The 17493-nt window shown below is 65.3% G+C and carries 16 protein-coding genes and 1 pseudogene; 7 read left to right on the top strand and 10 right to left on the bottom strand.

Translation table 11 applies throughout. The annotated features are described in order from the left end of the window. Positions 1–868: ATP-binding cassette domain-containing protein (locus AOQ71_RS49475; RefSeq protein ID WP_245317423.1), on the top strand; the 868-nt coding region annotated here is incomplete at its 5' end. 140 nt (positions 869–1008) lie between these two features. Here AOQ71_RS49475 and AOQ71_RS40740 read toward each other — a convergent pair. From AOQ71_RS40740 to AOQ71_RS40725, 4 genes are all read right to left on the bottom strand, one after another. After that, the gene (locus tag AOQ71_RS40740) at positions 1009–1278 is read right to left on the bottom strand and encodes a hypothetical protein (RefSeq protein WP_057759332.1); all 270 of its coding nucleotides are present in this window, start codon (positions 1276–1278) and stop codon (positions 1009–1011) included. A 67-nt stretch (positions 1279–1345) separates the two neighbouring features. After that, positions 1346–1792, bottom strand: coding sequence for a GNAT family N-acetyltransferase (locus AOQ71_RS40735; RefSeq protein ID WP_057759330.1), 447 nt, complete (start codon positions 1790–1792; stop codon positions 1346–1348). After that, positions 1792–2820, bottom strand: a complete 1029-nt coding sequence (locus AOQ71_RS40730; protein WP_057759328.1) for a peptidoglycan -binding protein — start codon at positions 2818–2820, stop codon at positions 1792–1794. Before AOQ71_RS40730 ends, AOQ71_RS40735 begins: the two co-directional genes overlap by 1 nt. A 24-nt stretch (positions 2821–2844) precedes the next feature. Next, positions 2845–3867 carry a hypothetical protein gene (locus AOQ71_RS40725; RefSeq protein WP_057759893.1) on the bottom strand — a complete coding sequence of 341 codons (1023 nt, stop codon included), beginning with the start codon at positions 3865–3867 and terminating at the stop codon, positions 2845–2847. Between the two features lie 182 nt (positions 3868–4049). Between AOQ71_RS40725 and AOQ71_RS40720 the strand changes: the two genes are divergently transcribed. From AOQ71_RS40720 to AOQ71_RS40700, 5 genes are all read left to right on the top strand, one after another. Next, complete coding sequence (locus AOQ71_RS40720) at positions 4050–4859, top strand: DUF1295 domain-containing protein (RefSeq protein WP_057759327.1); 810 nt, start codon at positions 4050–4052, stop codon at positions 4857–4859. After that, the gene (locus tag AOQ71_RS40715) at positions 4856–5887 is read left to right on the top strand and encodes an SAM-dependent methyltransferase (RefSeq protein WP_057759325.1); all 1032 of its coding nucleotides are present in this window, start codon (positions 4856–4858) and stop codon (positions 5885–5887) included. Before AOQ71_RS40720 ends, AOQ71_RS40715 begins: the two co-directional genes overlap by 4 nt. 454 nt (positions 5888–6341) lie before the next feature. Then, positions 6342–7535: an efflux RND transporter periplasmic adaptor subunit gene (locus AOQ71_RS40710; protein ID WP_083514862.1), complete on the top strand. Its 1194-nt coding sequence runs from the start codon at positions 6342–6344 to the stop codon at positions 7533–7535. 5 nt (positions 7536–7540) lie between these two features. After that, a complete protein-coding gene (locus AOQ71_RS40705) occupies positions 7541–10696 on the top strand; it encodes a multidrug efflux RND transporter permease subunit (protein WP_057759323.1) in 3156 nt (1051 codons plus the stop codon). 214 nt (positions 10697–10910) lie between these two features. Further along, a complete protein-coding gene (locus tag AOQ71_RS40700) occupies positions 10911–12029 on the top strand; it encodes an AAA family ATPase (RefSeq protein WP_057759321.1) in 1119 nt (372 codons plus the stop codon). Between the two features lie 93 nt (positions 12030–12122). Here AOQ71_RS40700 and AOQ71_RS40695 read toward each other — a convergent pair whose 3' ends face one another. Then, positions 12123–12434: a hypothetical protein gene (locus tag AOQ71_RS40695; RefSeq protein ID WP_083514861.1), complete on the bottom strand. Its 312-nt coding sequence runs from the start codon at positions 12432–12434 to the stop codon at positions 12123–12125. A gap of 160 nt (positions 12435–12594) precedes the next feature. Between AOQ71_RS40695 and AOQ71_RS40690 the strand changes: the two genes are divergently transcribed. After that, positions 12595–13635, top strand: a complete 1041-nt coding sequence (locus AOQ71_RS40690; RefSeq protein WP_057759317.1) for a medium chain dehydrogenase/reductase family protein — start codon at positions 12595–12597, stop codon at positions 13633–13635. Positions 13636–13676: 41 nt separating this feature from the next. Here the strand turns inward: AOQ71_RS40690 and AOQ71_RS49470 are convergent. From AOQ71_RS49470 to AOQ71_RS40670, 5 genes and pseudogenes are all read right to left on the bottom strand, one after another. After that, positions 13677–13872 (bottom strand): annotated as a pseudogene (locus AOQ71_RS49470) (inositol monophosphatase family protein); the annotation flags it as partial. A gap of 1 nt (position 13873) precedes the next feature. After that, a partial coding sequence (locus tag AOQ71_RS40685) for an inositol monophosphatase family protein (RefSeq protein ID WP_245317420.1) occupies positions 13874–14471 on the bottom strand: 598 nt, incomplete at its 3' end. 116 nt (positions 14472–14587) lie between these two features. After that, a complete protein-coding gene (locus AOQ71_RS40680) occupies positions 14588–15676 on the bottom strand; it encodes a tetratricopeptide repeat protein (protein ID WP_057759314.1) in 1089 nt (362 codons plus the stop codon). A gap of 8 nt (positions 15677–15684) precedes the next feature. Beyond that, entirely contained in the window at positions 15685–16353 is a 669-nt protein-coding gene (locus AOQ71_RS40675; RefSeq protein ID WP_057759312.1) for a thiamine phosphate synthase, read from the bottom strand. Positions 16354–16356: 3 nt separating this feature from the next. Continuing rightward, positions 16357–17409 (bottom strand): class I fructose-bisphosphate aldolase, encoded by a 1053-nt coding sequence (locus AOQ71_RS40670; protein WP_057759310.1) that lies wholly within the window; start codon positions 17407–17409, stop codon positions 16357–16359. Positions 17410–17493 lie beyond the last annotated feature (84 nt).

Here is a 17493-nt window from a genome sequence, read left to right as displayed (position 1 = left end):
CGGCCAGCTCAGCGAGGTCTGGGGCGAGGTATCGGCGGCATCAGGCGCGGCCGAACGTCTGTTCGAGATCCTGCACGTGAAGCCCGAGATCGCCGCGCCCGCATCGCCGCGCGCACTGCCCGTGCCGGGGCGCGGCGAGGTCGGCTTCGATCGTGTCAGCTTCGCCTATCCGGCGCGGCCCGACGTCAACGTGCTCGATGCTGTTTCATTTACCGTGCGGCCCGGCGAGAAGGTTGCGATCGTCGGCCCGTCCGGTGCCGGCAAGAGCACGATCTTCCATCTGCTGCTGCGCTTCTACGATCCCAAGGGCGGTTCGATCTCGCTCGATGGCGTGCCGGTGAAATCCGCCGATCCGCGCGACTTCCGCTCCCGCATCGCTTTGGTGCCGCAGGAGTCCAATGTGTTTGCCGCCAGCGCCCGCGAGAACATCCGCTTCGGCCGGCCCGATGCTGATGACGCCGAGGTCGAGCGTGCCGCCGATCTCGCGCATGCCTCTGAGTTCATCCGCCGCCTGCCTGAAGGTTTTGATACCCCGCTCGGCGAACGCGGCGTGACGCTGTCCGGCGGCCAGCGCCAGCGCATCGCCATCGCCCGCGCCATCCTGCGCGACGCGCCGCTGTTGCTGCTCGATGAAGCCACCTCCGCGCTCGACGCCGAAAGCGAGACGCTGGTGCAGACCGCACTCGAAGAGCTGATGGCCCATCGCACCACGCTCGTCATCGCGCACCGCCTCGCCACGGTGCTCTCCTGCGACCGCATCCTGGTGATGGACCAGGGCAAGATCGTCGAGCAGGGCACGCATGCCGAGCTCGTCGCCGCGAACGGGCTCTATGCGCGGCTGGCGAGGTTGCAGTTCGAGGGCGCGTGAGACGCCAGTCTCTCTCCGCCCGTCATTGCGAGCGTAGCGAAGCAATCCAGACCGTCTCTGCGGAAGGATTCTGGATTGCTTCGTCGCAAAGGGCTCCTCGCAATGACGGGCGGAGAGAGCTTGGCGCCTAAGCACCGATGTCACTCGCACTTCGGCGAGCCCATCGGCACATTCGGCCACGGCCAGTTCTTCCAGCTGCCGCCCTCGCCGATACAGGCCGATCCGCCGTTGGCCGGCGTCGGGTTGTCGGTCGGAGCAGCGCTGTTCGTTGGCGCTGGCGAACCTGTCGTCTCGGTTGCTGCCTTGGGCGGCGAAGCCAGGCGCTGGTCGACATACACAGTCGACACATAGCCCGCGACCATGACGCTGAGAAAGACCGAAGACCCTTTGGCCAGATCGCTCAGCCGCATTGATCCTCTCCATCAGTTTGCTGATTGCGACACTAGCAAGCCACGCTGCGCCTTTGCGTGACATCGGTCACGGCCGCCACGCCATCTTCAGCACCGGCCGTCCCGATGTCGGGTTCACGTCCTCGCCGGCATGGGCGAAGCCGTTGCGCTCGTAGAAGCGGATGGCGCGGGCATTGTCCTTGTTCACCAGCAGCGTGACGCCTGACGGTGACAGGCGTTTTGCTTCGTCCACCAGCAGCCTTGCCGCATCCGAGCCCCAATGATCGGGGTCGACCACGAGCTGGTCGAGATAACCATCGCCATCGATGGTGACGAAACCGCTCAGCGTGCCATCTTGTTCCGAGACGATGATCTGGGCCTTCGGCACCAGATCCTTGCGCCAGCGTTCGCGCCACCAGGCCAGCCGTGCGGCGAAGTCGATCTGCGGATAGGCCTGCTGCCAGCTGCGATGCCAGAGGTCGATCGCCGCCGCTTCGTCGGCGTCCGCGTAGGGGCGAAGGTGGAGCGCGCTCACTACCGCTCCGTCAGCTTCAGCTCGATGCGGCGGTTGCGCTTGTAGGCCTCTTCGGTGTTGGCGGTGTCGAGGGGCTGGAACTCGCCGAAGCCGGCGGCGACCAGGCGCTGGGCCGGCACGCCGAGCGAGATCAGATATTGCACCACCGAGATCGCGCGCGCCGCGGACAGATCCCAGTTCGACTTGAAGTTCGGACCGTTGACCGGCCGCACGTCGGTGTGACCGTCGACCCGCAGCACCCAGGCGATCTCGGCCGGGATCTTCTTGTCGAGCTCGATCAGCGCGTTCGCCACGGTGTCGAGCTCGGCCTTGCCCTCGGGCAGCAGCGTCGCCTGTCCGGTGTCGAAGAACACTTCGGACTGGAACACGAAGCGGTCGCCGACCACGCGGATGTCGGGACGGTTGCCGAGAATGGCGCGCAGGCGCCCGAAGAACTCGGAGCGGTAGCGCGACAATTCCTGCACGCGCTGCGCCAGCGCGACGTTGAGGCGTGAGCCGAGATCGGCGATTCGGTTCTGCGATTCCTTGTCGCGCTTCTCGGATGCATCGAGCGCCTCTTCGAGGGCGGCCAATTGCCGGCGCAGCGCGCTGATCTGCTGGTTCAGCACCTCGATCTGCGCCAGCGCCCGCGCCGAGACGGCCTTTTCCGACTCGAGCGCCTTGCCGAGCTCGGTGGTCTTGCCTTGAGCATCGTTGCCGGCATTGGCAAGGCCTTCATAGAGGCCCTTCATGCGGTCGCGCTCGCTCTCGGCCGAGGCGAGGCCGGCCCTGAGCTGCGAGACCTGATCATCGAGCGAGAGCTTGCCGAGCTTCTCCAGTGACAACAGCTCGGTGAGCTGGGCGATCCTGGCGTTGAGCTGCTCCAGCGCCTTGTCCTTGCCGGTGACCTCCTGCGACAGGAAGAACTGCACGACCAGGAACACCGACAGCAGGAACACGATCGACAGCACCAGCGTCGACAGCGCGTCGACGAATCCGGGCCAGTAGTTGAAGGCGCCTTCGCTGCGGCGGCCGCGGGCTAGAGCCATGCTCGCCTCTCAAATCCTGATTGCTTAACTCTTCTCGGGCTGGCGCGCGATGCGCTCCAGCAGGCGGCGGATCTCGCGGTTCTGCTCGCCCTGGCCGTCGGCCCATTCGCGGATCATCTGCTGCTCGGTCCGCATATGCGAGACCAGCGCCTGGATCGCTTCGGCAAGGCTCGCCATCGCCGCGGTGGTGCCGCGGCTGGCGCTCCCTTCCTCGAGCACGGAGCGTAAGCGTTCGACGGCGGCCTGGAGCTCGCCGCTCGCTACCCCGCCGCCGGTGCTCGCGACGGCGGCGACCTCTCCGTTGCCGTATTCCCGCACGGTGGTGGCGAGCCAGTCTTCGAGGTCGGTGTAGAAGCGGTTCTGCGCCTGGCTCGATTGCAGATCGAGGAAGCCGAGGATCAGCGAGCCGGCGAGGCCGAACAGCGATGAGGAAAAGGAGATGCCCATGCCGCCGAGCGGGGCGGCGAGGCCCTCCTTCAGCGTGTCGAACAGCGCCCCGGCATCGCCGCCGACCTTGAGCCCGTCGATGACCTTGCCGACCGAGCCGACCGTTTCGATCAGGCCCCAGAAGGTGCCGAGCAGGCCGAGGAAGACCAAGAGGCCCGTCATGTAGCGGGAGATGTCGCGGGCCTCGTCCAGGCGCGTTGCGATGGAATCGAGCAGGTGCCGCATCGTCGTCTGCGTGATGCTCATCCGCCCGGAGCGCTCTCCGCCGAGGATCGCCGCCATCGGCGCCAGCAGTTTCGGGTGCCTGGCCGGCGCCAGGCCCGGGTCGGCGATGCGGAAATTATTGACCCAGGACACCTCAGGATAGAGCCGGATCACCTGGCGGAAGGCCAGCACGATGCCGATGAACAGCACGGCCCCGATCAGCGCGTTCAGTCCGGGATTGGCGAAGAAGGCCAGGATGATCTGCTTGTAGAGCACCACGCCCACCAGCGTACACAGCACCAGGAAGACCAGCATCCGCACCAGGAAGACGCTGGGCGAGGACAGTTTTGTGTATTCGATGTCGATGGTGGAGCGGGGCGAGGCGCCTGACGGCATGGCCGGGATCATCCATTACGAAGCTTGCTTGCCTCCGCACTATGGCACAGGCCGGGTGCAAAAAAAGCGCCGGATGTGCGGATTTCGGGAAGGCGCGCGGAACCCAACGCTGAAACCGGGCTTTGTTATCCACGTATTTTGCAAAACTTCGGCATTCCACAGGCTTAGGTCGGATTTTTTGCATGGCGATTTTTCTTGGGGGATTCGCTTCCATCGCGCTCTCGCTCGCGGTCCTGATGGCATTCGCCTGGGTTGTGCAGCAGCGCAGCGGCAATTCCGGCTGGGTCGACACGATCTGGACCTTTGCGGTCGGGCTGGTCGGCGCCGTCAGCGCGCTGTGGCCGCTCGCGGGCGACGGGTCCAATATCAGGCAATGGCTGGTCGCCGGCCTCGTCGCAATCTGGTCGCTCCGGCTCGGCACCCATATCGCGATCCGCACCTTAGGGATCACCGACGATCCCCGCTACGCCGCCTTTGCCGCGGAGTGGGGCCTCAACGCCCCCCGGCGGATGTTCATCTTCCTGCAAAACCAGGCGCTGGGCTCGGTGCCCCTGGTATTTTCGATTTTCGTTGCCGCGCATGTCCCCGCGCCAGCCCTGCGCGGTCAGGACGTCCTGGGAGCTGCGATCCTGCTGATCGCCATCGCCGGTGAGGCGCTGGCGGATGCGCAGCTGCGCCGCTTCCGGCACGACCCTGCCAACAAGGGCAAGGTCTGCGCGACAGGGCTGTGGCGCTGGTCGCGTCACCCCAACTATTTCTTCGAATGGTTCGGCTGGCTCGCCTATCCCGTGATCGGCCTCGCGGCCGGCTACCCCTGGGGCTGGGCCAGCCTGCTCGCGCCTGTCTTCATGTACTGGATCCTGGTCCACGTCACCGGCATCCCGCCTCTGGAAGCGCAGATGCTGCGATCGCGCGGCGAGCACTACCGCGCCTATCAATCCCAAACCAGCATGTTCTTTCCGTTGCCACCACGAGAGGGAATGGCCGCATGAGCGTCATGTCCACGATCATCGGGACTGCCGAACGCGTGCCGCTGCCGGATCTCGTGGTCCGCGCCGCCATCCAGCGCCTGTGCTCGCGCACCGCAACGCGCCTCGCCGCGCACACGGCCGCCGACGATGCCGCCTTCGCCGGAAAGATGATGCTGCGGCCGATCGCCGAGCATACGGATGCCGCCAACACCCAGCATTACGAAGTGCCGCAAAGCTTCTTCGCGCAGGTGCTGGGCCCGAACCGCAAATACTCCTCCTGCTTCTACAAGACGGATGCGACCACGCTCCAGGAGGCGGAGGAAGAGGCGCTACGCCAGACCGTCGCGCATGCCGGCCTCGCCGACGGCCAGACCATCCTCGAGCTCGGCTGCGGCTGGGGCGCGCTGTCGCTGTGGATTGCGCGGCAGTTTCCGCATGCCAAGGTGACCGCGGTGTCGAACTCGCAAGGCCAGCGCGCCTATATCGAGGACGTCGCGCAGAGCCGCGGCGTCTTGAACCTGCGCGTGGTCACGGCAGACATGAACGTGTTCGCGCCGGAGGGCCAGTTCGACCGCATCGTCTCGGTCGAGATGTTCGAGCACATGATGAACTGGCGCAAGCTGATGACGCGCGTGCGCTCATGGCTCGCCCCCGACGGGCGCTTCTTCATGCACATTTTCACCCATCGCGCCGGCTCCTATGTATTCGACCGCGCCAATCGCGAGGACTGGATCGCGCAGCATTTCTTCACCGGCGGCGTGATGCCGAGCCATCAGCTCGTCAGGCAATATGCCGACATCTTCCAGATCGAGAAGGAATGGCGCTGGAGCGGCACCCATTATCAGCGCACAGCGATGGACTGGCTCGCCAATTTCGACGCGCATCGCGACACGATCGAAGCCGTCTTGCGCAACGTCTACGGCGACGAGACGAGCTTGTGGATGCGCCGCTGGCGCTGGTTCTTCCTCGCCACCGCAGGCCTGTTCGGCTATGCCGACGGCACGGAATGGGGCATCAGCCACTACCGGATGAAGGCGGCGGACAGCTAAACCCAAGCAGCTTCACGCCGCGGGCACGCTCAACCAAACCGTCACCCCCGCGCAATAGCGAAGCCATTGTCGCTGGAGGCGGCCGCTCCTTCAGCGGCCCTCGAAGGGCGACGGCCCGGCTGCATCTCGGCCGTTCATCCTTCGAGGCTCCCCATGCAACGCTTTGCATCGCATGGCTCACACCTCAGGATGACGGTTCAAAAATTAGGGATCGCCGATCAATTGCGATGTTCTGTCGCAGCGCGCAAGCGGTGGAACCAGACTCACAATCCGGTGAGTCCCAGAAATCGACCTGAACTCAGCGCGATAGCGGATGTGACATTGAGCCGCCCGCGCCATGCGTTGCGTCGCAGCACGCGCATCCTATTTTGACCGCGTCAGCCGCTCAGAATTGTCCAGAACGGATGTTGCGCGAGACTTGACCAGTTTCAACAATCTTGGGGCACTTAACTTCATGTCTGGACTTCGAGCGCGATCGGCATGCGTTGCAATCATGCTCGCGGCCCTTGCGCCGCTGCTTGCTGCTTGCGATGAATCCTCCTCCGCCGTCTCCGCTGCGCAAGCCACCGAACCCGACGTCAGCATCGTCATGGTCAAACCACAACCGCGCGCCGTGGTGCGCGAGCTGCCGGGGCGGATCTCGCCGACGCGCGTCGCGGAAGTGCGTCCTCGCGTGTCGGGCATCGTGGTCGAGCGGCTGTTCCGCCAGGGCAGCGAGGTGAAGGCGGGCGATCCGCTTTATCGCATCGATCCGCGTCCGTTCGAGGTCGAGGTCATGGCCAATGAGGCCGCGCTTGCCAAGGCCGAAGCCGCGCTGATGCAGGCGCAGCAGCAGGCACGCCGCATCGCGACGCTGACCAGCCAGCGCGCCGCGCCCGAGGCCGAGAACGAAAAGACCATCGCCGCCGAGCGCCAGGCCCAGGCCGAAGTCGAGGGCCGCAAGGCCGATCTCGCCCGGGCAAAACTCAATCTCGATTATGCGACCGTGCGCGCACCGATTGATGGCGTCGTCGGTGCCGCCCTCGTCAGCGAAGGGGCGCTCGTCGTGCAGAACGAGACCAATCTTGCCACCGTGCAGCAGCTCGATCCTGTCTATGCCGACTTCACCCAGTCGGTGACCGAGCTCAATCAGCTGCGTCGCGCCTTCGAGAACGGCGACCTCGATCGCATCGAATCCGATGCCGTCAAGGTGCGCCTCGTGCTCGACGACATCTCCGTCTATGGGCTCGACGGCAAGCTGCTGTTCTCCGAGGCCAAGGTCGACGCCCATACCGGGCAGGTGACCTTGCGCGGCGAATTCCCCAATCCCAGGCGCGAGCTGCTGCCGGGCATGTATGTCCGCGTTCGCATCGACCAGGGCCTGGACTCCGATGCGATCGCGGTGCCGCAGCAGGCGGTCCAGCGCAATGGCGGCGGTGGCAGCGAGGTGTTCGTCGTCAAGGACGACAACCGCATCGCGGTGCAGCCGATCCGCACCGGCTCGGTGCAGGACGGCGTCTGGTTCGTCACCGACGGCCTGAAGGCCGGCGACAAGGTCGTGGTCGAAGGCTTCCAGAAATTCGCGGCCGGCGACAAGGTCAAGCCGCAATCCTGGTCGGAAGCGGATGCGACTGCCGACGTCAGGCACGCGCAGAAGCTCACCCGGTAACCGCCATGCCGAGCTTCTTCATCGACAGGCCGATCTTCGCCTGGGTGGTCGCGCTGTTCATCTGCCTGATCGGCGCGATCTCGATCCCGCTGTTGCCGATCGCGCAATATCCCATCATCGCGCCGCCCTCGATCTCGATCTCGACCAGCTACCCGGGCGCGTCGCCGGAGAACCTCTACAACAGCGTTACGCGCCTGATCGAGGAGGAGCTCAACGGCGCCTCCGGCATTCTCAATTTCGAATCGACCAGCGACTCGCTCGGCCAGGTCGAGATAACGGCCAATTTCCAGCCGGGCACCGACACCAGCGCGGCCTCGGTCGAGGTGCAGAACCGCATCAAGCGGGTCGAGGCGCGCCTGCCGCGCGCAGTGATCCAGCAGGGCATCCTGATCGAGGAAGCCTCCAGCGCGGTGCTGCAGATCATCACTCTGAACTCGACCGACGGCAGCCTGGATGAAGTCGGCCTCGGCGACTTCATGATCCGCAACGTGCTCGGTGAAGTCAGGCGTATCCCCGGCGTCGGCCGCGCCACGCTCTATTCGACCGAACGCAGCCTTCGCGTCTGGGTCGATCCCGCCAAGCTCGTCGGCTATGGCCTGACCGCCGACGACGTCAACAAGGCCATATCGGCGCAGAACGCGCAGGTCGCCTCTGGCAGCATCGGCGCCGAGCCCTCGACCGCGACCCAGCGCACCTCCGCGTTGGTGCTGGTCAAGGGCCAGCTGTCCTCGCCGGACGAGTTCGGAGCCATCATCCTGCGCGCCAATGCCGACGGCTCGACCGTGCGCCTGCGCGACGTCGCGCGCATCGAGGTCGGCGGCCTCAGCTACCAGTTCAACACCCGCCTCAACGGCAAGCCGACCGCCGGTCTCTCCGTGTTGATGTCGCCGACCGGCAATGCGCTGGCGACCGCGAGCGCGGTCGAAGCCAAGATGAAGGAGCTGTCGCGTTTCTTCCCGGCGAACATCTCCTATGAAATCCCCTACAACATCACGCCCGTGGTCGAGGCCTCGATCAAGAAGGTGTTGACGACGCTGCTCGAGGCCGTGGTGCTGGTCTTCGTGGTGATGTTCCTGTTTCTGCAGAACATCCGCTATACCATCATCCCCACCATCGTGGTGCCGGTGGCGCTGTTAGGGGCCTGCGCCACGCTGCTGCTCGCCGGCTATTCCATCAACATGCTCAGCATGTTCGGCATGGTGCTCGCGGTCGGCATCCTCGTCGACGACGCCATCGTCGTGGTCGAGAACGTCGAGCGCATCATGGCCGAGGAGGGCCTGTCGCCGAAGGAGGCCACGCGCAAGGCGATGTCCCAGATCACGGGCGCCATCATCGGCATCACCCTGGTGCTGATGGCGGTGTTCGTGCCGATGGCGTTCTTCCCGGGCTCGGTCGGCATCATCTATCGGCAATTCTCGGTGACGATGGTCGCAGCTATCGGCTTCTCCGCCTTCCTCGCGCTGTCGCTGACGCCGGCGCTGTGCGCGACCTTGCTCAAGCCCGTCGCGGCCGGCCACGGCCACGCGAGAAAGGGCGTGTTCGGCTGGTTCAATCGCATGCTCGAAGGCGGCAAGGAGAGCTATTCCCGCACCGTCGGCTTCTCGCTCAAGCGCACCGGCCGCCTGATGCTGGTCTATGCCGCGCTGCTGGCCGGCCTGTCCTGGGCCTTCGTCAGCCTGCCCGGCGGCTTCCTGCCCGTCGACGACCAGGGCTTTGTCACCACCGATGTGCAGACGCCGTCGGATTCGTCCTATGGCCGCACCGAGGCCGTGATCGAGAAGGTCGAGAAATATCTGGCGCAGCGGCCGGGTGTCGACAACGTCACCTTCCTCACCGGTTTCAGCTTCTCCGGCCAGGGCATGAACACCGCGCAGGCCTTCATCACCTTGAAGGATTGGTCGGAGCGCGGGCCGAAGGATTCCGCGGCGGCTGTCGTCAACGACGTCAACCGCGATCTCGGAGCGTCGATCCGCGACGCAAAGATCTCGGCGCTGCAGCCACCGCCGATCGACAATCTCGGCAACTCCTCCGGCTTCTCGTTCCGCCTGCAGGACCGCGGCCAGAAGGGCTATCCGGCGCTGATGCGCGCCGCCGACCAGCTGATCGCGGAGGCCAATGCCAGCCCGGTGCTGCAGAAGGTCTATCTCGAGGGCCTGCCAGAAGCGGGCGTGGTCAATCTCGTGATCGACCGCGAGAAGGCCGGCGCCTTCGGCGTCACTTTCGAGGACATCAACAACACCATCTCGACCAATCTCGGCTCGAACTACATCAACGACTTCCCGAATCGGGGCCGCATGCAGCGCGTCGTGGTGCAGGCCGACGCCCGCGACCGCATGAAGACCGAGGACATCCTCAATTACAACGTCAAGAACAGCGGCGGACAGCTGGTGCCGTTCTCCTCCTTCGCGACAGTCGAATGGTCGCGCGGACCGACCCAGATCGCCGGCTTCAACTACTATCCCGCGGTACGCATCTCGGGCGAAGCCAAACCCGGCTTCACCTCGGGCGATGCCATCGCCGAGATGGAGCGGCTTGCCGGCAGGCTGCCGCGTGGCTTCGGCTATGAATGGGCCGGCCAGTCGCTGCAGGAAAAACTGTCGGGCTCGCAGGCGCCGTTCCTGCTGGCGCTGTCGGTCTTCGTGGTGTTCCTGTGTCTGGCCGCGCTTTATGAAAGCTGGACCATCCCGCTCGCGGTGCTGCTGACCGTGCCGCTCGGCATCGTCGGCGCCGTGGCCGCGGCGGTGCTGCGCGGACTGCCGAACGACGTCTATTTCACCGTCGGTCTGATCACCATCATTGGCCTTGCCGCCAAGGACGCGATCCTGATCATCGAGTTCGCCAAGGATCTGCGCAAAGAAGGCAAGCCACTGGTCGAAGCGACGATCGAGGCCTGCCGCCTGCGCTTCCGTCCGATCCTGATGACGGGCCTTGCCTTCATCTGCGGCGTGCTGCCGATGGCCATCGCCCACGGCGCCGGCGGCGCCAGCCAGCAGGCGCTCGGCAGCGTCGTGATGGGCGGCATGATCGCAGTCGTGATCCTGGCGCTGCTGATGGTGCCTGTGTTCTTCGTCTCCGTGCAGCGCGTGCTGGCGGGGGACAGGGAGAAGGTGGCGGCGAGGGAAGGTGACGCTTACGGGCCACCTGCTCCGGTGAAGCCATAGGGCACACCGTCATTCCGGGGCCTGCGCAGCACGAGCCCGGAATCCATCCTGCCACCATTCATGCGGATCAAGGATTCCCGGCTCGCGCCACGGGGCGCGCCCCGGAATGACGGCGGAGCTTGCCTTCGCGCGATCGTCGGTCCAGACTGCATCCCTGGATTGAAAACACGTGCAATTCGCGTCGCGAATGCAGCCTGCCGATTGAGAGCACCTGATGCGTCCGACCGACATTGCGATTTCGAACTATCGCTCCATCAGGCGGCTCTCCCTCCCAATCCACCCCCTGTCCGTGTTCGTGGGCGAGAACGGCGTCGGCAAATCCAATCTCTACAAGTCCCTGTCGCTGTTGCGCGACGCGGCGACCGGGCGGATCACGCGCACGATCGCCGAGGAGGGCGGACTGAATTCGGTCTGCTGGTCAGGCATCCGCAAACGCGGCGAAGATGGGCGATTGCGGTTGTCGGCCAGATTCGATCGCCTGAAATATTCCATCGAAATCGGATTCCCCAGCCCGGTCGCGGCGGCGTTTGCCGGCGAGCCAATGATCAAGGAAGAGAGCATCGAGGCGACGCAGGGCAAGCGAACGGTTCGACTGATGGAGCGGAGGAATTCGCTCGTCAGCATCCGCGGCGGCAGCGGCGCATGGACCAGCCACAAGGATGCGGTGCTGCCGTCCGAGCCCGCGCTTGCGGGCTTTTTCGACGGCAAGGAATGCCCTGAAATCGATCTGATCAGGAATGCAATGCTGGGCTGGCGCTTCTATCACGACTTTCGCACCGATCCGGCGTCACCGATCCGAAAGCCGTGCCTCGCGATCACGACGCCCTCGCTCAGTGCCGATGGCAGCGATCTGGCTGCGGCCCTGGCGACGCTCTATACCATCAGGGGAGATGCCGCCGACCTGCAGGCGGCGATCCAGGATGCCTTCCCGGGCGCCGAGCTCCGCGCATGGGAAGAAGGCGGCCTGTGTGAATTCGATCTGCAATTGGAGGATATGCCGCGGCCTTTCAGGGCGCATGAACTATCCGACGGGACGCTGAAATACATCTGCCTGCTCGCGGTGTTCATGGGCTATCGGCTTCCACCGTTCATCGCGCTGAACGAACCCGAGGCCAGCCTGCATCCGTCGCTGCTGGCGCCATTGGCCCGTCTGATCGTCAAGGCCTCTGGCCGTGCCGACATCTGGATCGTCACCCATTCGGAGCAGTTGATGGACGCCTTGCGAAGCGAGAGCTCAGTCCCGCTTCGCCGCGTGATCAAGTCGAATGGCGCCACGATGATCGAGGGCCTGACCCTCGGCGGTGAGTATCGGGACGATGAGGACGACGATTAAATACGCACTCGCCATCGTTCACGATATCCGCTTTGATCGCGCAGCAAGAGACCGCCCGAAGGCGGTCTCGCATTCGGCACGGTAGGCGTTCCGTCAAAGGTCGACCTGGATGGAAATGTTCGAACGTACCCAATCGGACTGTCCAGCCTTCAGCCGCTTGGCTTGAAATTCTGCGAACGCTGGATCGGCACCTAGTGAGGCCAGGGCGCGGCCATAGGATTCGACACTGTCGAAACGAGCGACGAAGGCGTAGTTCCCGACCTCGCCGCCGATCACTGACCAATAGCTGACATCGGCTCCGTGTTTCCTCCAAAGTGCCGCGCCGTCTTTTGCCAGCTGTAAGATGGTCGCAAGATCACTACCGGGTCTTGGATGCGAAACGAACTGCATAGCAACTGCAGGCATTTTCTCCTCCAATGAAAAAAGGTGCCGCCAAACGGATTTTTGGCTGGAGGAGAATTCCAAAGAGTGCAGCCTCAAGATTGATCTGGATCAATTCTATTTCTCCGGCTTGGCGGCAGTCTGCCCGCCCTCGCTGAATGACGGCATTGCATGGAGATCGCCCATGATGGAGCAGCGCAATCGCGTTGTTCAGGTCAGCCGCTTCGGTGATCCCGAGAGACTGGAGGTCGTCGACGCTCACCTGCCGATCGCCGGCCCGGGCGAGGTGCGTGTTCGCGTACTCGCCTCGAGCCTCAACTACACCGAGGTGTTGATCAGGCGTCACCTCTATCCGCAAACGATGCGCCTTCGGCCGCCCTTCGTGATGGGGTACGACGTGGTGGGGGCAATCGATCAACTCGGCGAAGGCGTGCATGACTTTCAGATTGGCGACCGCGTGGCCGACATGACAGTGGTCGGGTCAAACGCCGGGTATCGCACGCTTCGGGCGAGGGACGTGGCCCGCGTGCCGGCGGGCGTGGACGCGGCTGAAGCGGCCGCGCTGATCTTAAGCTGGACGACTGCGCATCAGCTTCTGCACCGCGCGGCCAGGATCCAGCGAGGTCAACGTGTGCTCGTGCACGGGGCCGCCGGCGCAGTCGGCCAGGCGCTGCTCGTGCTCGGAAGATTGGCCGGCCTCGAGCTGTGGGGCACTGTGCGCGGCGAGCACATGGCGCTCGTCCGAGAGCTGGGGGCGACGCCGATCGACTACCAGCATCAGGACTTCACGCGGATCGTGCCGGGCGGGTTCGATGTCATCATCGACGGCGTTGGCGAGGACGGCTATCGCCGCTCATACGCGGCGCTGAAGCCAGGTGGCCTGCTCTGTGCCATCGGTTTCTCGGCGAGCGTGCAGGCACAGCGTCGAATGATTCCTATATTGTTGGAGATCGCGCGCCTTTATCTGTGGAGATTGTTGCCCGGCGGCAAGCGAGCGCGCTTTTACTCGGTCAATGCCATGCGGGCGCGACATCCCAACTGGTTCAAGGATGACCTGGAGCAACTGTTCGGGCTTCTGGCAACGGGCGCCATCCGGCCGCGCGTCGCCGCGCGAATCTCTTTTGAGGAGGTCGTCGATGCTCACCGTCGCCTCGAGGCTGGTGGTCTTGAGGGCAAGCTCGTGCTTTGCCCGGATCTGTCGCGTCCCAGCCAGCGCGCCGCCTGACGCGGCGCGCTGGGCGGTCACGGCGGATCGCCTCGACGTGCCTACTGCCCGAGCCGCTTCAAAATCTTCACCAGCTCCCCGTGCACGTACTCGTTCCCGCACACGACATCGCCCGTGACCAGCGCATCGCCCGGGGTGTTGATGTCGCTGACCGTGCCGCCCGCTTCGCGCACCATCAGCATACCGGCGGCGATGTCCCAGGATTGCAGATTGCGCTCCCAATAGCCGTCGAGGCGGNCGGCCGCGACGAAGGCGAGGTCGAGGGAGGCGGCGCCGAAGCGGCGCAGGCCCGCGACGCGGTCCTGGATCGCGGTCATCTCGCGGCGGAATTCCTCGTGATCGCCGCGGCCGATATGGGGCAGGCCGCAGGCCACCACGCATTCGCTGAGCTGGCGGCGGCCGGCGACGCGCAGGCGCTGGTCGTTGAGGAAGGCGCCCTTGCCACGCTCGGCGATATAGAGCTCGTCATTGGCGGGGTTGTAGATCACGCCGGCGATGATCGTGCCCTCGCGCACGAGGCCGATCGAGATCGCGAATTGCGGGATGCCATGCAGGAAGTTGGTGGTGCCGTCCAGGGGATCGACCACCCAGGTGTGGCTCTTGTCGGTGCCCTCGCGCGTGCCACCCTCTTCGCCGATGAAGCCGTAGCCGGGGCGGGCCTTGGCGAGGTCCTGGTAGAGGATCTCCTCGGCGCGCTTGTCGGCGAGCGAGACGAAATTGGCCGGCCCCTTCAACGAGACCTGCAGATGCTCGATCTCGCCGAGATCGCGCTTGAGGCTGCGGCCGGCGCGGCGCGCGGCTTTGACCATGACGTTGATAGTGGCGGAATACAGCATGAGATCAGTCTTTGACGGGGGAGGGGCGCGGAAGGCGCCATTTGAGGGGGATTGGGTGCCCCGCGAGGGGGCAAAGGTCAAGTCATTCGGGTCCTTTGCAGGTCACTTGTGTCGGGTCATTTGTTCCCGAGCCATTTCTTGGCGGCGGCCTCTGCCTTGGTGCGGTCGTCGGCCGGCAGGTCCGCCAGCTGCTTGTCCAGCTCCGGATCGCCCTTGCCTGATGTTTTGGCCACCAGGTGCCATTTGAACCCCTCGACCTTGTCCACGGGCGCGCCCATGCCGTTGATCAGAACCCAGGCCAGGCGGTTCTGCGCGATCGCGCTGCCCTGGCGGGCGGCCTTGCGCAGCAGCGCCACGGCCGCGGGCTGGTTCTTCGGCGTGCCGGTGCCGTTGAACATGGCGATGGCGTATTCGACCTCGGCGTCGACGTTGTCGGCGAGCGAGGCCGCCTGGAGCAGCCGCACCGCGCGCTCGGGGTCCTTCGGCACCCCCGTGCCTTCCTTGTAGAAGGTCGCGAGCGCGTATTGCGCCTCGGGCAGGCCGGCATCGGCCGCCTGGCGCAGCAGTTCGGCGGAGCGCTTGACGTCCTGCGGCAGGGTTTGGCCGTCGAGATAAAGCAGCGCGAGATTATAGGCCGCCTTGGGCTCGCCGAGCTTGGCGGCGGAGGCCATCAGCTTGACCGCCTCGCCCTTGTCGACCGGGCCGCCGCGGCCGGCCATCCGCAGCATCGCCAGCGCGAACATCGCCTCGCGATCGCCGGCATCGGCGGCGCGCTTGTACCATTCGACCGCCTTGGCGTAGTCGCGCCGGATGCCCATGGCGTTGGAATAGAGCTCGCCCAGCATGGTCATGGCCTTGGCATCGCCGGTCTGGGCGCGCGCGCTGGCGAGGTCGAAGGCGGTCTTGTACTGGCCGCGCTGATAGGCGCCGAACACCAGGTCGACGTTGGAATTGTCGGTTGGCGGCGCAGGGATCACGGTCGCCGGCAGCGTGGGGCTCGGCGAGGCCGACGGCTTCGGCGCCGGCTCCTTCTTCCTGGTGATCGTGTGCGGGGTGGCCTTTGGCTTTTCCTTCGCAGGCTCTTTGGCCTTTTGCTTGTCGGGCGCGGGGCTCGGGATTGTCGCCGGCGGCGTGATCTGAAGCTGCGCGAGCGCGGGCGTTGCCAGCAGCAGCGTGGCCACAAGGGTGATGCGCGGGAGCGTCATGTCGCCTGCTAGCCCTGGCCCATGGCAGCCGCCGCGAAGGCCTGCTTGATTGCGGCGTCGGCCTCGATCAGCGCGGCCTTGGGCCCACGTGGATCGGCCCAGATGAAATCGCCGACCAGCACGAAATCGGCGCCGCTGGCGGCGAAGTCGTAAGCCTCTTCGATCGAGGCGGCGAAGCCGACGCAGGGGGGCTCGAACAGCTCCGCCCACCAGTCCAGCCGCTCGGCGATCGCCTGGGCCGAGGGCCGCTGGCCCTTCTTGTCGGGCTCGCCGAACAGCACGTAATCGGCGCCCATCTCGCCCGCATTCATGGATTCGTGGCGCGTCTCGAGCCCGCCGACGCCGGCGATGCGATCGGGCTTGAGCGATGGCATCGCCTCTTCCAGCGCGGCGACATCCGAAAGATGCGCGCCATCGGCGCCGCCGCGCGCGACGATCTCGGGGTGGCCGTCGATGAGCAGGGCCGCGCCGGCGTTCTGCACGACCGGCGCCAGCGCCTTGATCCGCGAGATCATGGTGCGCTGGTCGGTCTCCTTCAGCCGCACCAGCACGGCTGCGACATCGACGGCTGCGAGCAGATCAGGCAACTCGGCAAGGAGCGCAGCGGGATCATCGACCACGGGCGTCGCGAGATAGAGACGCGGCGCCGGGCGCGGCGGAGGCGATTTGTTCGACAAGGTCTAGGCTGCCTTCTTTTCCAGGCTGCTTTGCCATTCGCCCTTGGAGGCGAGGCCGTTCATGCGGGCACGATGACTGAATGCGTTCTGTGCGGCCGTAACATTCTCGGGCCTTCCCGACCAGGCCTTCTGCGGCGCGGCCTGCAGCGCGCGGCCGTAGGAGAAGGTCAGGCCCCAGGGCAACGGACACGGCAGCGGGCCGAGCTTGTGCATGGCGTTGAGATGCGCGGTCGCCTCCTCGTCGGACTGGCCGCCGGAGAGGAAGGCGATGCCGGGCACCGCCGCGGGCACGCAGGCCTTGAGCAGCCGGATCGTCTTCTCCGCGACCTCCTCGACGGAAGCCTGCTTCGGGCACTTCTTTCCGGGCACCACCATATTGGGCTTCAGCACCATGCCTTCGAGCGCGACGCGCTGCACCCGCAATTCCTGGAACGTCTTGTTGAGCACGCGGCTCGTGACCTCATAGCAGCGGTCGATGTCGTGATCGCCGTCCATCAGCACCTCCGGCTCGACGATCGGCACGATCAGCGCGGCCTGGCACAGCGCGGCGTAGCGCGCCAGTGCATGCGCATTGACGCTGATCGCGGTCATCGAGGGAATGCCCCGGCCGTCAGTGCCGCTGCCGATATCGATCACCGCGCGCCATTTGGCGAAGCGCGCCCCGCGCTCGTAATATCTCTTCAGCCGCTCGGCGAGCTTGTCGAGCCCGACGGTGACAAGCTCGCCCGGGCACATCGGTAAGGCTTGCGTGCCCTCGTCGACCTTGATGCCGGGAATGGCGCCGCTTTGTTCGATCAGCTTGATCAGCGGCGTGCCGTCCGCAGCATCCTGCCAGATCGTCTCGTCATAGAGGATCACGCCGGAGATGTACTGGCTCATGGCCTCCTTGGCGCGGAACAGCATTTCGCGATAGTCGCGGCGGTTCGTTTCGGTCGATTCCACGCCGATCGCGTCGAACCGCTTCTTGATGGTGCCGGAGGATTCGTCGGCGGCAAGGATGCCCTTGCCCGGTGCGACCATGGCGGTCGCGATTCTGTTGAGCTCAGTCAGATTCATCGAGAGGTCCTCCCAAAACGATTCTGCCCTTGCCCGTGAAAATAGACCGTTCTCGGGCAATTGCCGAGACAACGTTGGTCGCAG

Origin of the sequence: Bradyrhizobium manausense, from assembly GCF_001440035.1 — a bacterium.
GTDB lineage: Bacteria > Pseudomonadota > Alphaproteobacteria > Rhizobiales > Xanthobacteraceae > Bradyrhizobium > Bradyrhizobium manausense.
The sequence above is the reverse complement of the archived record's forward strand: the minus strand, read 5'-3'. Positions and strand labels throughout refer to the sequence as shown.